The sequence below is a fragment of the Thiomonas sp. UBA7699 genome, from assembly GCF_002482605.1.
In the GTDB taxonomy this organism is placed as follows: Bacteria; Pseudomonadota; Gammaproteobacteria; order Burkholderiales; family Burkholderiaceae_C; genus Thiomonas; species Thiomonas arsenitoxydans.
Genome location: NZ_DLGH01000001.1, coordinates 86,057 through 102,802 on the forward strand (window position 1 = coordinate 86,057; position 16,746 = coordinate 102,802).

The 16,746-nt window shown below is 61.0% G+C and carries 15 protein-coding genes and 2 tRNA genes; 10 read left to right on the top strand and 7 right to left on the bottom strand.

All coding sequences use genetic code 11. The features are described 5' to 3' along the window. Window positions 1–181 precede the first annotated feature (181 nt). From B3H47_RS00410 to B3H47_RS00445, 8 genes are all read left to right on the top strand, one after another. Window positions 182–2,686, top strand: coding sequence for a heavy metal translocating P-type ATPase (locus B3H47_RS00410; protein WP_286985364.1), 2,505 nt, complete (start codon window positions 182–184; stop codon window positions 2,684–2,686). A 9-nt stretch (window positions 2,687–2,695) separates the two neighbouring features. After that, window positions 2,696–2,914: a cbb3-type cytochrome oxidase assembly protein CcoS gene (ccoS, locus tag B3H47_RS00415; protein WP_286985365.1), complete on the top strand. Its 219-nt coding sequence runs from the start codon at window positions 2,696–2,698 to the stop codon at window positions 2,912–2,914. Window positions 2,915–3,084: 170 nt separating this feature from the next. Beyond that, window positions 3,085–4,527, top strand: coding sequence for a cytochrome-c oxidase, cbb3-type subunit I (gene ccoN, locus B3H47_RS00420; RefSeq protein WP_013105383.1), 1,443 nt, complete (start codon window positions 3,085–3,087; stop codon window positions 4,525–4,527). A 19-nt stretch (window positions 4,528–4,546) separates the two neighbouring features. Then, a complete protein-coding gene (ccoO, locus tag B3H47_RS00425) occupies window positions 4,547–5,188 on the top strand; it encodes a cytochrome-c oxidase, cbb3-type subunit II (RefSeq protein WP_013105384.1) in 642 nt (213 codons plus the stop codon). Window positions 5,189–5,197: 9 nt separating this feature from the next. Continuing rightward, a complete protein-coding gene (locus B3H47_RS00430; protein ID WP_286985366.1) occupies window positions 5,198–5,392 on the top strand; it encodes a cbb3-type cytochrome oxidase subunit 3 in 195 nt (64 codons plus the stop codon). Next, window positions 5,389–6,333 (top strand): cytochrome-c oxidase, cbb3-type subunit III, encoded by a 945-nt coding sequence (ccoP, locus tag B3H47_RS00435; protein WP_286985367.1) that lies wholly within the window; start codon window positions 5,389–5,391, stop codon window positions 6,331–6,333. Before B3H47_RS00430 ends, ccoP begins: the two co-directional genes overlap by 4 nt. Window positions 6,334–6,440: 107 nt before the next feature. Then, window positions 6,441–7,859 carry a cytochrome c oxidase accessory protein CcoG gene (ccoG, locus tag B3H47_RS00440; protein WP_286985368.1) on the top strand — a complete coding sequence of 473 codons (1,419 nt, stop codon included), beginning with the start codon at window positions 6,441–6,443 and terminating at the stop codon, window positions 7,857–7,859. 26 nt (window positions 7,860–7,885) lie between these two features. Further along, window positions 7,886–8,365: a FixH family protein gene (locus B3H47_RS00445; protein WP_286985369.1), complete on the top strand. Its 480-nt coding sequence runs from the start codon at window positions 7,886–7,888 to the stop codon at window positions 8,363–8,365. 58 nt (window positions 8,366–8,423) lie between these two features. On the opposite strand, the gene B3H47_RS00450 is transcribed toward B3H47_RS00445, so the two are convergent. After that, window positions 8,424–9,161, bottom strand: a complete 738-nt coding sequence (locus B3H47_RS00450) for a helix-turn-helix domain-containing protein (RefSeq protein WP_013122765.1) — start codon at window positions 9,159–9,161, stop codon at window positions 8,424–8,426. Between the two features lie 4 nt (window positions 9,162–9,165). Here B3H47_RS00450 and B3H47_RS00455 point away from each other — a divergent pair, with 4 nt between their 5' ends. Then, a complete protein-coding gene (locus tag B3H47_RS00455) occupies window positions 9,166–9,960 on the top strand; it encodes a sulfite exporter TauE/SafE family protein (protein WP_286985370.1) in 795 nt (264 codons plus the stop codon). Between the two features lie 14 nt (window positions 9,961–9,974). On the opposite strand, the gene B3H47_RS00460 is transcribed toward B3H47_RS00455, so the two are convergent. The 3 genes from B3H47_RS00460 to B3H47_RS00470 all read right to left on the bottom strand — a co-directional run bounded on the left by B3H47_RS00460 (window position 9,975) and on the right by B3H47_RS00470 (window position 10,912). Beyond that, on the bottom strand, window positions 9,975–10,517 hold the full coding sequence (locus B3H47_RS00460; RefSeq protein WP_286985371.1) for an NUDIX hydrolase: 543 nt from the start codon (window positions 10,515–10,517) through the stop codon (window positions 9,975–9,977). A 139-nt stretch (window positions 10,518–10,656) separates the two neighbouring features. Beyond that, window positions 10,657–10,743, bottom strand: a tRNA-Leu gene (locus B3H47_RS00465). An 84-nt stretch (window positions 10,744–10,827) separates the two neighbouring features. Next, window positions 10,828–10,912: transfer RNA gene (locus B3H47_RS00470), tRNA-Leu, on the bottom strand. 175 nt (window positions 10,913–11,087) lie between these two features. Between B3H47_RS00470 and rnr the strand changes: the two genes are divergently transcribed. Beyond that, window positions 11,088–13,415 (top strand): ribonuclease R, encoded by a 2,328-nt coding sequence (rnr, locus tag B3H47_RS00475; protein ID WP_286985372.1) that lies wholly within the window; start codon window positions 11,088–11,090, stop codon window positions 13,413–13,415. Window positions 13,416–13,459: 44 nt separating this feature from the next. On the opposite strand, the gene B3H47_RS00480 is transcribed toward rnr, so the two are convergent. The 3 genes from B3H47_RS00480 to ompA form a co-directional block, all read right to left on the bottom strand. After that, a complete protein-coding gene (locus B3H47_RS00480; protein WP_286985373.1) occupies window positions 13,460–14,374 on the bottom strand; it encodes a cytochrome c oxidase assembly protein in 915 nt (304 codons plus the stop codon). 94 nt (window positions 14,375–14,468) lie between these two features. Beyond that, complete coding sequence (locus B3H47_RS00485) at window positions 14,469–15,827, bottom strand: aspartate aminotransferase family protein (protein WP_414718214.1); 1,359 nt, start codon at window positions 15,825–15,827, stop codon at window positions 14,469–14,471. Window positions 15,828–16,001: 174 nt separating this feature from the next. Beyond that, on the bottom strand, window positions 16,002–16,694 hold the full coding sequence (gene ompA / locus B3H47_RS00490) for an outer membrane protein OmpA (RefSeq protein WP_013106252.1): 693 nt from the start codon (window positions 16,692–16,694) through the stop codon (window positions 16,002–16,004). Between the last annotated feature and the right edge of the window lie 52 nt (window positions 16,695–16,746).

Genomic DNA, 16,746 nt, shown 5'->3' on the forward strand with positions numbered 1-16,746 from the left:
GACTGTCCATTAGGCGGGGCTTTGCCCCTACACGGGCGCCAATCCATCCCCAACCCGCCGCGCCATCATCCCGTGTCCTAATGAACAATCTGGGCTGATCCGGGAATACCCTCGACAATGTATAGATACTTCTTGATACATCTCAAGGCGAGGTGAGGGCGCAGTTTCTAGCATGGTCATCATGTCGAGTTCCATCCTTCCCCTGTCCGGCGCCCCCAATCAGATGCCGAAGCTCCCTGCTGAAGCGACCGGCTGCTATCACTGCAGCCTGCCTCTGGGCGACGCGCCGGTGCGCATGGAATTGGACGGGCAGTGGCGCAGCTTTTGTTGCCAGGGCTGCGCGGCGGCCGCCGAGATCATTGTGCAGGGCGGGTTGTGCGCTTATTACGACCGCCGCACCGCGGGCGAAGGCGCGCTGGCCGCGCTGCCGCGCGAAGAGATCGACAAACTCCATCAACAGTGGATGGCGCTGGCCGACCCGGCGTTTCTCTCTGCCTATGCCACGTCGCTGGGCGAGGGCCGGTGGAGCACTCAGATTGCGGTCGATGGCATTCATTGCGGCGCCTGCGTCTGGCTGATCGAGCAGCGGCTGCGGGCCATTCCGGGCGTGCTCGCCGCCACGGTGAACTACTCCACCCGCCGCGTGGCGTTGCAGTGGGACGCCAACACCGTACAACTGGCGCAGGTGTTTCAGGCGCTGGCCGAGGTGGGTTATCGCCCGCTGCCCAACGCGCGTCACCAAAGCGAGCTCAACCACCGCCGCGCCCGTCGTCTGGCCATTTTGCGCACCCTCGTGGCCTGGCTGGCGATGATGCAGGTGATGATGTTCGCCTGGCCGGGCTACCTCGATGCCGAGGGGCTCAACGCGGCGGAGCAGGGCATTTTCCAATGGGGCAGCCTGGCGCTTACCTTGCCCGCCTTGCTGTTTTCCGGCTGGCCTTTCCTCATGGGGGCGCTGCGCGACGTGCGCAACCGTCGCCTGGGGATGGACGTGCCCGTCACTCTCGGTCTGTGGAGCGCGTTTGCCGCCAGTGTGTGGAGCGTGCTGCACGGCCAGAGCCATGTGTATTTCGATTCGGTGGTGATGTTTCTTGCTCTGTTGCTCACCGCGCGCCTGATTGAAGACGGCCTGCGTCAGCGCAGCCTGAACGCGGCCGAAGAACTGATGGAACAACTGCCCGCCGCCGTGCGGGTGCGAGCCAGCGGCGAAGAAGATTGGCGCAGTGTGGCCATCACCCAGGTGCGTGCGGGCGATGAGGTGGAGTTGCCCAGCGGCAGCGCAGCCGCGGTGGACGGTGTGGTGATCTCGGGCGCGTCATTGGTGGACGAAGCCCTGCTCACCGGCGAGAGCCATGCCGTGCCCAAGCAGGCGGGCGACGCCATTCTGGCGGGCAGCATGAACCGGCAATCGCCGCTGATCGTGCGGGCCACGCAAACCGGCGCGGGCACGCGCATCGCGCAGATGGTCGAGCTGATGCAGCATGCGCTGGCCAGCAAGCCGCGCTCGGCCCAGTTGGCCGACATCGCCGCGCAATGGTTCACGCTGGGTTTGCTGGCGGTGGCTGCGCTTACCGTGCTGCTGTGGTGGTGGCTCGATCCGGCGCGCATCGTGCCGACACTGGTGGCCGTGCTGGTGGTGAGCTGCCCCTGTGCCTTGTCGCTGGCGGTGCCTGCAGCGCTGGCGGCGTCCACCGCGCAACTCTCGCGGCACGGCGTGCTGCTCGCACGCGGGCACGCGCTCGACCGTGCGCCGCAGGTCGATCTCTGGTTGTTCGACAAGACCGGCACGCTGACCACGGCCGAACCCGTTGTCTCGGCCGTGCGCCTGCTCGATCCGTCCTACAGCCGTGAGCAGGTGCTGGCGCTGGCGCGCGCGCTGGAGCAGGGTGTGCAGCATCCGCTCGCACGGGCGTTCATGGCGTCTGCCGCGCAAGGCGACGCCGTAGAAACGGTGCAGGATTTGCGCGCTGTGCCGCATGGCGGCATGCAGGGCGTGTGGCAGGGGCAGACGCTGCGGCTGGGGCATGCGGCCTTCTCGGGTGTGGCGCAAGCGCAGCCACCCGAAGTCAGCGATATTCCGCTCACCCGTCTTGGCCTGAGCCTCGATGGGCGTGCGCTGGCCGTGTTCGACATCGCCGAAACGCTGCGCCCCGGCGCGCAGGAGGCCTTGCAGTCGCTGCAAGCCGCTGGCGCCGAGGTTGCGGTGTTGTCGGGCGATGCGGTACGTACCGTTCAGGCCTGGGCCGCGTGGCTCGGCGTGGCGCGCGCCGAGGGCGGCCTGAGCCCGGAGGACAAGCTCGAACGCGTGCGCCAATGGCGCGCGCAGGGGCGGGTGGTGGCGATGGTGGGTGACGGGGTGAACGATGCCCCGGTGCTGGCGGCAGCCGATCTCTCGGTGAGCTTTGCCGGCGCCGCGCCGATTGCCCGGGCCGGGGCTGATGTCATCTTGCATCACCCGGACATGCGCGCCTTGCCGCGGCTGGTCGCCACCGGACGGCGCACGGTGGGCGTGATGCGGCAGAACCTGATCTGGGCCGTGGTCTACAACCTGCTGGCGATTCCGCTGGCGGTGGCGGGCTTCATCACCCCGGTCTGGGCGGCGGTTGGCATGAGTACCTCCTCGCTGCTGGTGGTGCTCAATGCAGCCCGCCTGGCGCGCCGCGATCGTGTTGCGCCCACTCTTTGAAAGCGCGCCATGGAAGGCTCTCTGCTCATTCTCATCCCCATCAGTGTGCTGCTGGTGCTGCTCATCGTGGGTGTGCTGTGGTGGGCGGCGCGCAGCGGTCAGTTCGACGATTTGGAAGGTCCGGCCCACGCCATTCTGATGGACGACGATAAACCCAAACCTGAGTCGCTACCCGACAAAGACGCCGAGAGATCTGTTGACGCTGAAGCGCCGCAACAACGGACTTGATCTGCACATTGCGGCAAGGTGTCGCATTGACAGCGTAGCGACCCCGGCCTCTTCCTAGTGCTTACCCTTACGAAATGAAATGTGTTGATACATGTCAATTCAGTGTGTCCATAAGTAAATGACCATACTCTACATTACGGTTCGTTACTTCTTATCAACAGGTGGAGCAGATGAGCGATCTGACGCTTAAACAGACTTACAACTACGCGCTGGTGCGCAAATTCACCGTCATGACTCTGGTTTGGGCCGTGGTGGGCATGCTGGTTGGCGTGTTCATTGCGGTGCAACTGGTCTTTCCCGACATGACCTACGGCATGGAGTGGCTGAGCTGGGGGCGTTTGCGTCCGCTGCACACCAATGCGGTGATTTTCGGTTTTGGCGGTACGGCGCTGTTCGCGACCTCTTACTACATCGTGCAGCGCACTTGTCAGGTGCCGCTGTTCGCGCCCAAACTGGCTGAGTTCACCTTCTGGGGGTGGACGGCGGTCATCGTGCTGTGCGCCATCACCTATCCGCTGGGCATCACCAGCGGCAAGGAATACGCGGAACAGGAATGGCCGATCAGCCTGCTGATCGTCGTGACCTGGGTGGCGTATGCCGTGGTGTTTTTCGGCACCATCATGAAGCGCAAGACGCCGCACATCTATGTGGCGAACTGGTTCTTCGGCGCCTACATCATCACCATTGCGCTGCTCTACATCGTCAACAACATCAAGCTGCCCATCAGCCTGCTGTCGTGGAAGAGCTACTCGGTGTACGGCGGCGCGCAGGACGCGATGATCCAGTGGTGGTACGGCCACAACGCCGTGGGCTTTTTCCTCACCACCTCCTTCCTGGGCATGATGTACTACTTCATCCCCAAGCAGGCCGAGCGCCCGATCTATTCGTACCGCCTGTCGATCGTGCACTTCTGGGCGCTGATCTTCACTTATATGTGGGCCGGCCCGCACCACCTGCTCTACACCGCGCTGCCCGACTGGACGCAGTCGCTGGGCATGGTGTTTTCGCTCATCCTGTTGGCGCCGAGCTGGGGTGGCATGATCAACGGCATGATGACCCTGTCGGGCGCCTGGTACAAGCTGCGCGAAGATCCCATCCTCAAGTTCCTGATCACCGCGCTGTCGTTCTACGGCATGTCCACCTTTGAAGGGCCGATGCTCTCCGTCAAGACGGTGAGCGCACTGGGTCACTACACCGACTGGATCATCGGCCATGTGCATTCCGGCGCCATGGGCTGGGTGGGCATGATCACCATGGGCAGCCTGTACTACCTGATTCCGCGCCTGTGGGGTCAGACCCAGATGTGGAGCAAGCGCCTCATCGAAGTCCACTTCTGGACGGCGACCATCGGCGTGGTGCTCTACATCGCCTCGCTGTGGGTGGCTGGTGTGACCGAAGGGCTGATGTGGCGCGCCATGCAGGCTGACGGTTCGCTGACCTACAGCTTCATCGAGAGCGTCAAGGCGGTCATTCCCCTCTACGTCATTCGCGCCATCGGCGGCTCGATCTATCTCTTCGGCATGTGCCTGATGGTCTACAACGCCTATCGAACCATCCGCCAGGGCAAGCCCGTCGACGCGCCGGTGCCCGCACTGAGCGTGGCCCACGCCTGATCACGATTCGGAGATATTCATGGCAACTTTTAATCACGAGACCATCGAGAAGAACGTGGGTCTGATGATCGTGCTGGTGGCAATCGTCGTCAGCATCGCCGGGCTGGTTCAGCTCGTGCCCCTGTTTTTCGACAAGAGCACGACCCAGCCCATTCCTGGCGTCAAGCCCTACACCGCCTTGCAGCTCGAAGGTCGCGACGTGTATCTGGCCGAGGGCTGCTACCTCTGTCACTCACAGATGATCCGCCCGCTGCGCGCCGAGGTCGAGCGCTACGGCCACTACTCGGTGGCAGGTGAGTCGGTTTACGACCATCCCTTCCAGTGGGGCAGCAAGCGTACCGGCCCCGATCTGGCTCGCGTCGGCGGCAAGTACTCCGACGAGTGGCAGCGCCTGCACCTGCGTCAACCGCGCGATCTGGTGCCCGAGAGCATCATGCCGGCTTACACCTGGCTGCAGCACCAGCCTGCCGAGGCCAATCAGATCCAGGCCAAGATGCGCGCCATGAAAACTCTGGGCGTGCCTTACACCGAAGCCGAGATCGCTGCGGCGCCGCAAGAGCTCGAAGGCAAGACCAAGGAAGACGCGCTGATCGCCTACCTGCAGGGTTTGGGCACGGCGCTGAGCAACTACAAGTCCAAGGCCAACTACATCAACTACTGAGGAAGCGCCATGTCCTTCGGCTCGATCGTTCTCGTTCTCTCCATGGTGGTCTTCGTCGGCATCGTATGGTGGGCGTTTTCGCCCCGGTTCAAAAAGACGCATGAAAAGGACGGAATGATCCCTTTCCTCGATTCCAAGAATCACCCGCCCGAGTCTTTCGACAAGGGCGATGAGTCCGAGACCTCCGACAAGACCAAATCATGAACCAGTTCTATTCCCCCGGGTGGGCCTTCTGGATCGGCGGCGTCACCATTGTTTCCATCGTTGCCCTGTTCCTTTTTCTGCGCGGTACAGCACGGCAAACCGTGTTTCGCGACAAGGCGGGTAATCCCATCGCTACGACCGGCCATGTCTGGGACGGTGATCTGCAGGAGTTCAACAACCCCTTGCCGCGCTGGTGGATGGGGCTGTTCATCCTGACACTGATTTTTGCAGTGATCTATCTATCGCTCTACGGCGGCCTGGCGTTTTACAAGGGCATCCTCGGGTATTCCAGCGACAAGATGTACCAGCAGGAATCGGCCGCGTTCGATGCGCGCATTGAGCCCCTGTATGCGGCCTACATGAAAACGCCGATTCCCGAACTCGCTGCCAACCCCACGGCCATGGCCACCGGTCAGCGCATGTTTCTGACCTATTGCTCTCAGTGTCATGGATCAGACGCGGGGGGCACCAAGGGCTTTCCCAACTTGACCGTCCACAACGCCAATGCCTGGCTGTACGGCAACAGCACCGAGGTTTTGGTGGAAACCATTACCAACGGCCGCTTGGGCATGATGCCGCCGATGGAGGCCGCGGTTGGCGGCAAACCCGGCGTGCTCGCCGTGGCTAATTATGTGCGCAGCCTCAGCGGTATGAAGCACGACGCTCAACTGGCGGCTCAGGGCAAGCCCTTGTTCGCCACGGCCTGCGCGGCTTGCCACGGCGCCGACGGCACAGGCAACAAGGCTCTGGGCGCCCCCGATCTGGCCGACCCCAAGCGGCAGTGGCTGTTCGGGTCGAGCATCGAAACCATTTCGCACACCATTGAGAAGGGTCGTGCCGGCCAGATGCCTGCGCAGAAAGACTTTCTCTCGCCCGAAAAGATTCACTTGCTTGCGGCCTACGTTTACAGCATCAGTCATGGTGCGCAAGCGGCGAAGTAAGTCCAGTCTTCGATTCTTTTCATTCTCTGACCTGCATCGGGGCGCAAGATCAAATGCGCCCCGATGCCGCTTGAGTCAGTCCCGTATTTATCAGCCCGGAACGTGCGATGAACGCCAAGGCGCCAGAACCCAGTGACGACGATATTTCAGCCTCTGAAGAGTGGCTGTACGAGGTTCGCAAAAAAATCTACTCCCGCTCCGTCACCGGTTGGTTCAATAACTGGCGGGTGTTCATGGTGGTGTTCACCCAGGCGCTGTTCTACGGCTTGCCTTGGTTGCAGTGGGATGGCCGCCAGGCCGTGCTGCTCGATCTGTCCACCCGGAAGTTCTACTTTTTCGGCATGATTCTGTGGCCGCAGGACGTGATCTTCCTCGCTCTGCTGCTGATCATCTCGGCCTACGGTTTGTTTTTGTTCACGGCCATCGCTGGGCGACTGTTTTGCGGCTATGCCTGCCCGCAAACGGTGTACACCGAAATTTTCATGTGGATCGAGCGTAAGGTCGAGGGCGACCGGCTGGCACGCATCCGCCTTGACGGCTCCGATTGGAATGCCCGCAAGATCGGCAAAAAAGCGCTCAAGCACGGGTTGTGGATTGCAGTGGCCCTGTGGACGGGCTTCACCTTCGTGGGCTACTTCACGCCCATTCTGACCTTGGCCGGTCAGGTCATCAGCGCAAGCCTTGGCCCCTGGCAAACGTTCTGGATTTTGTTCTACGGTTTCGCCACCTATGGCAACGCCGGGTTCATGCGCGAGCAAGTCTGCAAGTACATGTGCCCTTATGCCCGCTTTCAGTCGGTGATGATCGACAAGGACACGCTCATCGTCACTTACGACACCGAACGGGGCGAGCCGCGCGGCAAACGGGGCAAACATGTCGACCCGCGCGCGCAAGGCAAGGGCGATTGCGTGGACTGCAGCATCTGCGTGCAAGTCTGCCCGACGGGCATCGATATCCGCGATGGCCTGCAATACATGTGCATCGGCTGCGGCGCCTGTGTCGATGCCTGCGATCAGGTCATGGACAAGGTGGGTTATCCGCGCGGGCTGATTCGCTACTCCAGCGAAAACGCCATGAAGAACAAGTGGAGCAAGCGCCAGCAATGGGCGCATCTACTGCGACCGCGCATTCTCATTTACTCGGCGTTGCTGCTCATCATGGTGGGGCTGTTTGTCGGCGGGCTGGCCACGCGCGATCCCTTAAAGATGAACGTGATGCGTGATCGTGGCGTGCTGTCGCGCGAAATTCCCGGTGGTCTGGTCGAGAACGTCTATCAGATCCAGCTGATGAACACCACGGAAAAAGCGCGAAAGATTCGCGTCGAGGTCAAGGGACTGGAGGGCGTGGCGGTGCATGATCGAAATACCTACGAGTTGCCCGCATCGACCAATATTCTCGAGCCGCTGGAAGTGACTATTCCAGTCGACAATGCGAAGAAGGGCGTTTACAAAATCGAGATCATTGCCACATCAGAAGGCGAAAAGCCGATCTCTGCGTCGAGCAAGACCACCTTCATCGTCCCTTGAACACCCGAACCGCAGGAGATGTTTCCATGCAAACCGCCGCTTTCCGCCCCTGGTACCGTGAGCCATGGCCCTGGTTTTTGATCGCGCTTCCCCTGATCGCGGTTTTGGCCAGTGTCTACACCATCTACCTGGCCAGCCGCACCCCCGACAGCCTGGTGACCGACCACTACTACAAAAAGGGGCTCGCGGTAGGCGGCGATATTCAGCGCGAGCGACATGCCCAGGCCCTGCATCTTTCGGGGCAGATCTCAATCGCAGCCGGGCGCATTGACCTCAAGCTCAACCAGCAGATCGCTCCCGACACTCTGCACTTGATGTTGCGTCACCCCTTGTCCAAGCAGAAAGACGTGCAGATCGACTTGCACCGCGGCGCCTCAGGTACTTACAGCGCCTTCTCCCCACCTCTTGAGCCCGTGCGTTACCGCGTGCATGTGGAAACGGCAGACTGGCGCCTCGCGGGTGTCTGGATTCCGGGGACGACGCTGACGCTTGAGCCGGGTGTCTGAACAAAATAAAGGGGCTCCTCTCGGAGCCCCTAAATTCACTGGCTATCACTCAGAGTGATCAGGTTTGCGGCATCAACAATTCAGCGAGGGCGCGGCGATCCGTGATGCGAATCTGGCGCTGCGCCACATGAATCAACCCCGCGGAGTGAAACTTGGACATCAGACGGCTGACCGTCTCCAGTTTCAAGCCGAGATAACTGCCAATCTCTTCGCGGCTCATGCGCAAGACGAATTCATCGGGCGACAGGCCACGGGCCTTGAAGCGTTCGGACAAGTCGAGCAGAAAGCGGGCCAGCCGCTCATCTGCATGCATGCTGCCCAGAGAAAACTGATCTTGCTGCGCCCGCACCAACTTGCCGCCGACGATGCAATGCAGCTGATGCTGCAGCGCGGGCAGGTCGCGCGTGGTGGTTTCCAGCGCACGCAGATCGATTTCGCAGGCCTCGCTGTCTTCGAGCGCGACCGTGTCGGTGAAATAGGTGTGCTGCCCCAGACCCTCCAGGCCCATCAACTCACCGGGAATGTGGAAACCGACAATCTGCTCGCGTCCGTCGGAACTGGTGACATACGATTTGAAAGATCCTGCATGCACCGAATACACCTTGGTCATGGCCTGGCCGGTGCTGAAAAGCGCTTCGCCCTTCTGCACCCGCACGGTTGCCTGAATCACGTCTCGGATACGCCCCATCTCCGACGGCTGCAGCGCAATCGGCAGGCAGAACTTACTTTGAAAGCACACATCGCAAGGATGGGGTTTTTCCATCTGCGTGGCGGTGGGGGTCGGGGTCGATTTCATAGATTTGGATGTCGCGATATTTGCTTCAGTTGATGTTTACAGAATACAGCAGAACATCATGAATACAACCATTCCACTGACCCTATTGTTGATGGGCCTCACAGGCGGGCTGCACTGCGCCGCCATGTGCGGGGGACTGGTGGTGGCCTCCGAGCGCGCATCTACAGAGCATGTGCTCCTTCCGGCGCGTCGGTTGTTTCAAAATCAGCTGCAATTACAGGGCGCACGGGTGTTGTCCTACACCATTTTGGGGGGAATCGCGGGTTTGATCGGGGCTGGGGTGTGGGCCGCGAGCGCGCGGCCGGTGCAACTGAGCCTTTTTACCCTTGGCAACCTGGTGCTCGTTGCGGTGGGCCTATGGATGATCCTGCAACAGGTGCTTTCACCGCGCTGGTTGGCCTGGCAGCAGAAGTGGCTCGGCGGCAGTTGGGTTGGGCGCGGATTGACCCGGTTGACTCAGCCCTTGCTATCGCGGCTGCTGCCCTTCAACACCTTTCCCAAACGGCTGGGCGCCGGGCTACTCTGGGGTTTGCTGCCTTGTGGACTGGTGTATTCCGCGCTTTCTCTGGCGTTTCTCAGCGCCACGGCTTGGGAGGGTGCCCTGGCCATGCTGGCCTTCGGCCTGGGCACTCTGCCGCATATGCTCTTTGCCGGTCACACGCTGCGTTGGGTAAGTCAGCGCACCAATCAGCGCTGGTTTCACTTGGCTGCCGGTACGTTGCTCTTGCTGTTTGCCGTCTATGGCTTCTGGAAACTGTTCCATGCGGGCAGCGAATTGCCGATGGGCGGCTGCGCCTGAGCGAGCCCCAGCTTTTAGGCGATGTCGAAGGTGTGGATTTGGAAGTGCCCGGCGCGCAGGTCTGCGAAGTAGCGCTGCAATGTTTGCGCCACGCTGCGAAAGGCGATCCGCTCCCAGGGAATGTCCGCTTCGTGAAAAAGCTGGACATCGAGACTCTCTTGTCCCGCTTGCCATTGGGGCTGGGTGAGTTGCCCCCGGTAAAAGAAATAGACCTGATTCGCGGGCAGCACGTTGATGACCGCGTAAAGACCCTTCAACGCCACTTCGGCGCCGGCTTCTTCACGGGTCTCGCGAAGGGCGCCCACTTCGGTGCTTTCGCCAATTTCCATAAAACCCGCGGGCAAGGTCCACAAACCATAGCGCGGCTCGATCGCCCGCTTGCACAACAAAACCTGTTGCCCCCAGGCCGGTATGACGCCGACGATGTTGCGCGGATTTTCGTACTGGATGTGCCCGCAGGCCGGGCAAACCGCGCGCGGACGGGAATCGCCTTCAGGAACGCGGTAGATTACCGGCGAGCCGCAAGCGGTGCAATGGCGTATGGGCGGATTGTGCATGGGCTTGGCTAAGTGCAGGAGGGCAGTCTATTTTGAAACCAATGCGCTGCCAACTCGGTACCGTCAACGTACAAAAGTCCTAAACGCGTTGATGGCTTTAGGGCTTTTGCACTGCTGTGCACTGCCGAAAACGATTAGATGGTGCCGGGAGCGGGACTCGAACCCGCACGCTTTTAAGGGCGCTGGATTTTGAATCCAGTGCGTCTACCGATTCCGCCATCCCGGCTGGGAGATCAGGCATTCGTGCATTTGCGCCTGACGGAAAGCAAAACGGGGAATCGAAATCCCCCGTCTGTACTTTCTGCAATTTTGGTGCCCAGAAGAGGACTCGAACCTCCACGCCTCGCAGCGCTAGTACCTGAAACTAGTGCGTCTACCAATTCCGCCATCTGGGCAACGAAGCTGAACATCTTAGCATAAAGTTCGTGCTTGTAAAGACTGGGCCGCGCTTTTGAGGTTGATCGGGGTCCGCGGTGATAATGCAGTAGTCAGAACAATGTTTGGCATCATCTCCATGCGGCACCAAGGCCGCGACTCTGCAGTGGTCTGCAGTCAAGAAAAGGATCATCCGTGATTGTTGAAGGTATCGTGCGCGGTCATCGCGATGGTCATGGCTTTGTCACGCCCGATGATGGCGGCCCCGATGTTTATCTTCCGCCGCAGCAGATGCGCACTGTGCTACATCTGGACAGGGTGCGAGTACGTGTGGGCAAGCCCGATCGGCGGGGGCGGACTGAAGGGCAGATCATCGGCATTCTGGAACGGAGCACGCGCCCCATCATCGGGCGTTTGTTGCAAGAGGGCGGAACGTGGTTGCTGGCGCCCGAGGACAAGCGCTATGTGCAAGATATTCTGATATCACCCGATGCCATTGGCAAGGCGCGTGCTGGTCAGGTGGTGAGCGCTGAAATCACCCAGCCGCCGCTGCCCAACGTGCAGCCGGTCGGGCGGGTGCTGGAGGTGTTGGGGGAGCTCGATGACCCCGGCATGGAGATTGAAATTGCGGTGCGCAAGTACGGCGTACCGCATTTGTTTTCGAGCGGCGCGCTGCGCGAAAGCGCGGCTTTGCCTGACGCGGTGCGTGATGCCGACTCGGCCGGGCGCATCGATTTGCGCGATGTGGCGCTGGTGACCATCGACGGCGAGGACGCGCGGGATTTCGACGATGCGGTGTATTGCGAGCCCGCGAAGATCGGTCGCGCCAAGGGCTGGCGTTTGCTGGTGGCGATTGCCGATGTCTCGCATTACGTGCGCGAAGGGACTGAGCTCGACGCGGATGCGCTGGAGCGTGCGACCTCGGTGTATTTTCCGCGGCGCGTGATTCCCATGCTGCCGGAAAAGCTGAGCAATGGCCTGTGCTCGCTGAACCCTCAGGTGGATCGTCTGTGCATGGTGTGCGACGTGCTGATCTCCGCGCAGGGGGAGCTCAAGGCCTATCAGTTTTATCCGGCGGTGATGCGTTCTCAGGCGCGACTGACCTACACGGAGGTTGCAGACATCTTGTCGAACACGGCAGGAAAGCTAGCGCGCGAGCGTGCGCCGCTGGTGCCACATCTGCTCAATCTGCATGCCGTGTTTCACGCCTTGCTCAAGTCGCGGCAGGTTCGGGGCGCGCTCGATCTCGATATTCCCGAAACGCAGATTGTGGTGAATGCCGCGGGCAAGATCGAGGCCATCGTGCCGCGACATCGCAACGACGCGCACCGGCTGATCGAGGAATGCATGCTGGCAGCCAATGTGTGTGCCGCCGATTTTCTGGAACGCAACAAACAGCTTGCGCTCTATCGCGTTCACGAAGGCCCAACGCCCGAAAAGCTCGAAACACTGCGCACCCTGCTGCGCAATCTCGGGCTCACGCTGGGCAGCAAAGGGGCGCCCGAACCCGCCGACTATCAGGCGCTGGCGCAGTCCATCGAGGAGCGGCCGGACGCCCTACAGATTCAGACGCTTCTGCTGCGTTCCATGCAGCAGGCCATTTATACGCCGCACAACAGCGGGCACTTCGGCCTGGCCTATCCCGCCTACACCCATTTCACCAGCCCGATTCGTCGCTATCCCGATCTGCTCACGCATCGCGGCATCAAGGCCATTCTGCACGGCACGCATTACACCCCGAAGTTCAGCGAACGCATCGAACTCAATCGTGGCGAGCAGAACGCGCGCCGCGCGCCGCAGCGTCAGCTTGCAAGCGTGGCTCCGGCGGCTCCGGTATCCAAGGAGAGGGCTAAGGACATGCCGATCTGGGAGGCGGCCGGGGTGCATTGCTCGTCCAATGAGCGTCGGGCCGACGAGGCCAGCCGCGATGTCGAGAGCTGGTTGAAGTGCTGGTATATGCGCGACAAGCTCGGCGAGGAGTACGCGGGCACGATCACCGCAGTGACCGGCTTTGGCCTTTTTGTGCAACTCGATGCCCTGTTTGTCGAAGGCCTGGTGCATGTCTCGGAGATCGGCGCCGATTACTTTCGCTACGACGAGGCGCGCGGCGAGTTGCGCGGTGAACGCACCGGTATTCGTTATGCCTTGGGCGGGCGTCTGCTCGTGCAGGTCAGCCGGGTCGATCTGGATGGCCGCAAAATTGACTTCCGCCTGGTGCGCGAAGGCGGCAAGTCCAGCCCGTCTAACAAGCCTTTGCCGACTTCCGGAGAGATCAAGGGAGTCGACGAAGACGTGTTTGCGCTGAATCCGCAAATGTCGGCCGGTGTGCGCAAATCCCGGACGTCGTCGAACGGGGTGGGCAAAGGAGTGGCCAAATCGGGCGGCAAGAGCCAGCGTGGCCCAGCGGAGGCCGCGATTAAAACCGCGGCCGCGCCAAGTGCCAACGGCAAGGCGGCGAAGGGAAAATCGTCCGCAGATCGCAAGACTGGCAAGTCGACCAGCCCGCGCAAACGGGTCCGCTGAGCCGCTTGCAGCCTGCGCCGTTCGAACTCGACAGGTGCAAAGTCTCAAACGACGGGTGGTACGGCGGCCGCAGCCGAAGCAACGGTGCGCTTATTAGGCCGCGTTTTGAGGCGGCCTCGGTCTGAAAGCCGCATCCAACTGCGCAACGCGATCATGCTGGCCAGGATCATGGGGAAAGAGCCCGGAATCCACAGGATCAGGCCGCCAAGGTGTTGGTCAGTCAATGGGTCGAGGCTCAGCGCGCGTCCGCAAATTTCATAAATCGGGTAGTAGTCGGTCATGCTCAGAGCGAGGATCGCGCCCCACACCATGGTCGGTAGCATGCTCAGCAGAGGCAGAAAAACCCGTTTTCCCGGCGAGAGATGGGCAGGCGGATTGGGACGGGTATCGAGAACCAGCCACCAGAACAAAAGACCATCAAGCGCCATGCTCCAGTTCATCAACCGGTAGGTCGGCGCATTGAGCATGACAAAGGGGTGAAAAGACGGAATCAGCCAGAGCAATGCCATGCCGCCAAACAAAAACGCGGCAAAGTAAGGGTTGAACAGCACGAGCTTGGTCGCCCGTACAACTGCGTTGCGCTGAAAAGGCTTCAGCCAGCGCACCCTGATGCTCACGGGAATGCCGGCTCGCAGCACAGCGAGCGGATAGCTCCACATCATGAGCAGCGGCGCGAAATCATGCAGCGAAATTTGCTGCGAGATATGCACAAAAAACTGATGTTCGGCGTAGTAGTCCCAGCGGGTTTGGAAGGCCTGCCACATCAGCACCCATCCCAGCCAGAACCGAACCTGGCGCGAGACTGAAATCTTCCGTCTGCGGCAGCCGCGCACATAGAGAACAGCCGCAGTCGCCAACAGGACGAGGGCCGTTGGAGACAGTTCCCAGGGTATGAACCAACGCAGCAGGGAGTCCATGTGTGGAAGGGAAAAAAGAAAGTGCAATTCGCGATAAGACACGCACTTTAACGCGCGGCGACAGTCTCGAGGTCGAGAGGCCGACAAGACATGAAAAACCCGGCGCGAGGCCGGGTTGACAAAGGGGGCGAACCGTTCAGTCGATGGTGCGCAGAACGTCCCGAAGGGTCGACATGATCTGATCGATCTGGCCGCGCTCGATGATGAGCGGCGGCGACAGCGCAAGGGTGTCGCCCGTGTACCGCACCAGCAGGCCGCGTGCGTAGCAGCCGACAAACGCTTCAAAGGCCCGTTTGCCCACGCCGGCAGGCCGCGACTCCAGCTCGATGGCGCCGATCAGCCCGATATTGCGAAGGTCTTTGACGTGCCGCACGTCTCGCAGGGCGTGCAGCGCTTCCTGCCAGTAGTGTGCAATGCCGTCGTCCTGCACGCGGGTGAGCAGTTGGTCGCGCTTGTAAATCTTTTGCGCCGCGACGGCAGCGGCCATGGCCAGAGGATGGCCCGAATAGGTGTAACCGTGGAAAAATTCGACGGTGCCGTCCGGAGATCCGTTCACGACCGTGTCGTAAATGCCATTACGCACGAACACGGCGCCCAGCGGCACCGCCGCATTGTTCACCGCCTTGGCAGTGGTGATGATGTCGGGCGTGACCTTGAAATACTGTGCGGCAAACGGCGTGCCCAGCCGACCATAACCGGTGATGACCTCATCGAAAATCAACAGGATGCCGTGTTTGTCGCATATTGCGCGCAGCCGTTCCAGATACCCCTTGGGCGGCACGAGCACACCGGTTGACCCAGCGACGGGCTCGACGATCACGGCGGCGATATTGCTCGCATCATGCAGCGCCACAATGCGTTCGAGCTCATCGGCAAGGTGTCCGCCCCATTCCGGTACGCCCCGCGAAAACGCCTGATGGTCAGGCGCGTAAGTGTGGGGCAGATGATCCACATTGGGCAGCAGCGAACCGCGGAAGGTCTTGCGATTCGCCAACATACCGCCCACGGAGATGCCCCCGAATCCCACGCCGTGATAGCCGCGCTCACGCCCGATGAACAGGGTGCGCGTTCCGTCACCGCGCGCCCGGTGATAGGCCAGGGCGATCTTCAGGGCCGAGTCCACCGACTCCGAGCCGGAGTTGGTGAAAAATACCTTTTTCAGATCGGCGGGAGCGATTTCGGCCAGCAGATTGGCCGCCTCGAACTGCACAGGGTGGCCCATCTGGAATGGGGGGGCATAGTCCATCTCCTGCGCCTGATGGGCAATGGCCGCGCTGATCTCCGGTCGGCCGTGGCCTGCGTTGACGCACCATAGGCCCGATGTGCCGTCCAGAATTTGACGTCCGTCGTGAGAGCGGTAATACATGCCTTGCGCACTGACGAGCAATCGGGGGGCGGCCTTGAACTGCCGGTTGGCGGTGAACGGCATCCAGAGCTGGTCCATCGACGGTAGCTCGGTCATTGCGCCAGAACGCTGAAGTTCGGCTTGATCCATGAAACTCTCCTGTGAACGGGAATGTGTGTGGCTCCGATGTTTCGGTCTGTGCCCCCTCAAATATAGCGAAGGCGTTGTCAAGCAGCGACACCGCGCCAAAAAGAAAAAGCCCCGCAGGGCGGGGCTTTTTCGGTGAAGCAGTCAGCTCTAAGTAGGCAGCTTTCTTGAAACAGCTTACTTGGTGACCATATGGGTACCGACAACCTCGACCACCGTGCGGCGGTTGGGGGCTTGGCATTCCACTTGGCTCTTGAAGGAGCCCTTGCAGCTCTTGGGATCGACGCGGAAGTCGGTCTTGCCCTTGCCTTCGACGTAGATCTTGTCAGCCGGAACACCCTGGCTCACCAGATAAGCCTTCACGGCTTCAGCACGGCGAACGGAGAGCTTCTGGTTGTAAGCCACGCTGCCGAAGCTGTCGGTGTAGCCGGTAGCGATCACGACTTCCAGATTGATGGCCTTGATCTTGCCAGCCAGATCATCGAGCTTTTCCTTGCCAGCGGGCAGCAGAACAGCCTTGTTGAACTGGAAGAAGGCGTCGGCGTTGTAGGTGACCTTTTCGCTCACAGGCACAGGGGCCGGAGCGGGGGCGGGGGCGGGCGCAGGCGCGGCAGCAGGTGCGGGGGCAGGTGCCGGAGCAGGTTCAGCCTTGGCCACGACAGGCAGGCCACAAGCTTCGCTGGAGGCGGTTGCCGGCGTCCAGAAGTTGTCTTGCCAGCACAGCTTGTTGTCGCCGTTCATCCAGGTCAGACCGTACGGGTCTTGCCAGTTGTTGATGCTGCGAGCCTCACCGGCATGGGCAGCCGCCAGCGAAGATGTTGCGAGAACCGCAGCTGCGAACAATTTTGCGATTTTTTTGGGGTGGATCATGTTATTTCCTCTCGGTCGTTGATCGTTCATCGCAGCCAGAACTGCGTGTTGC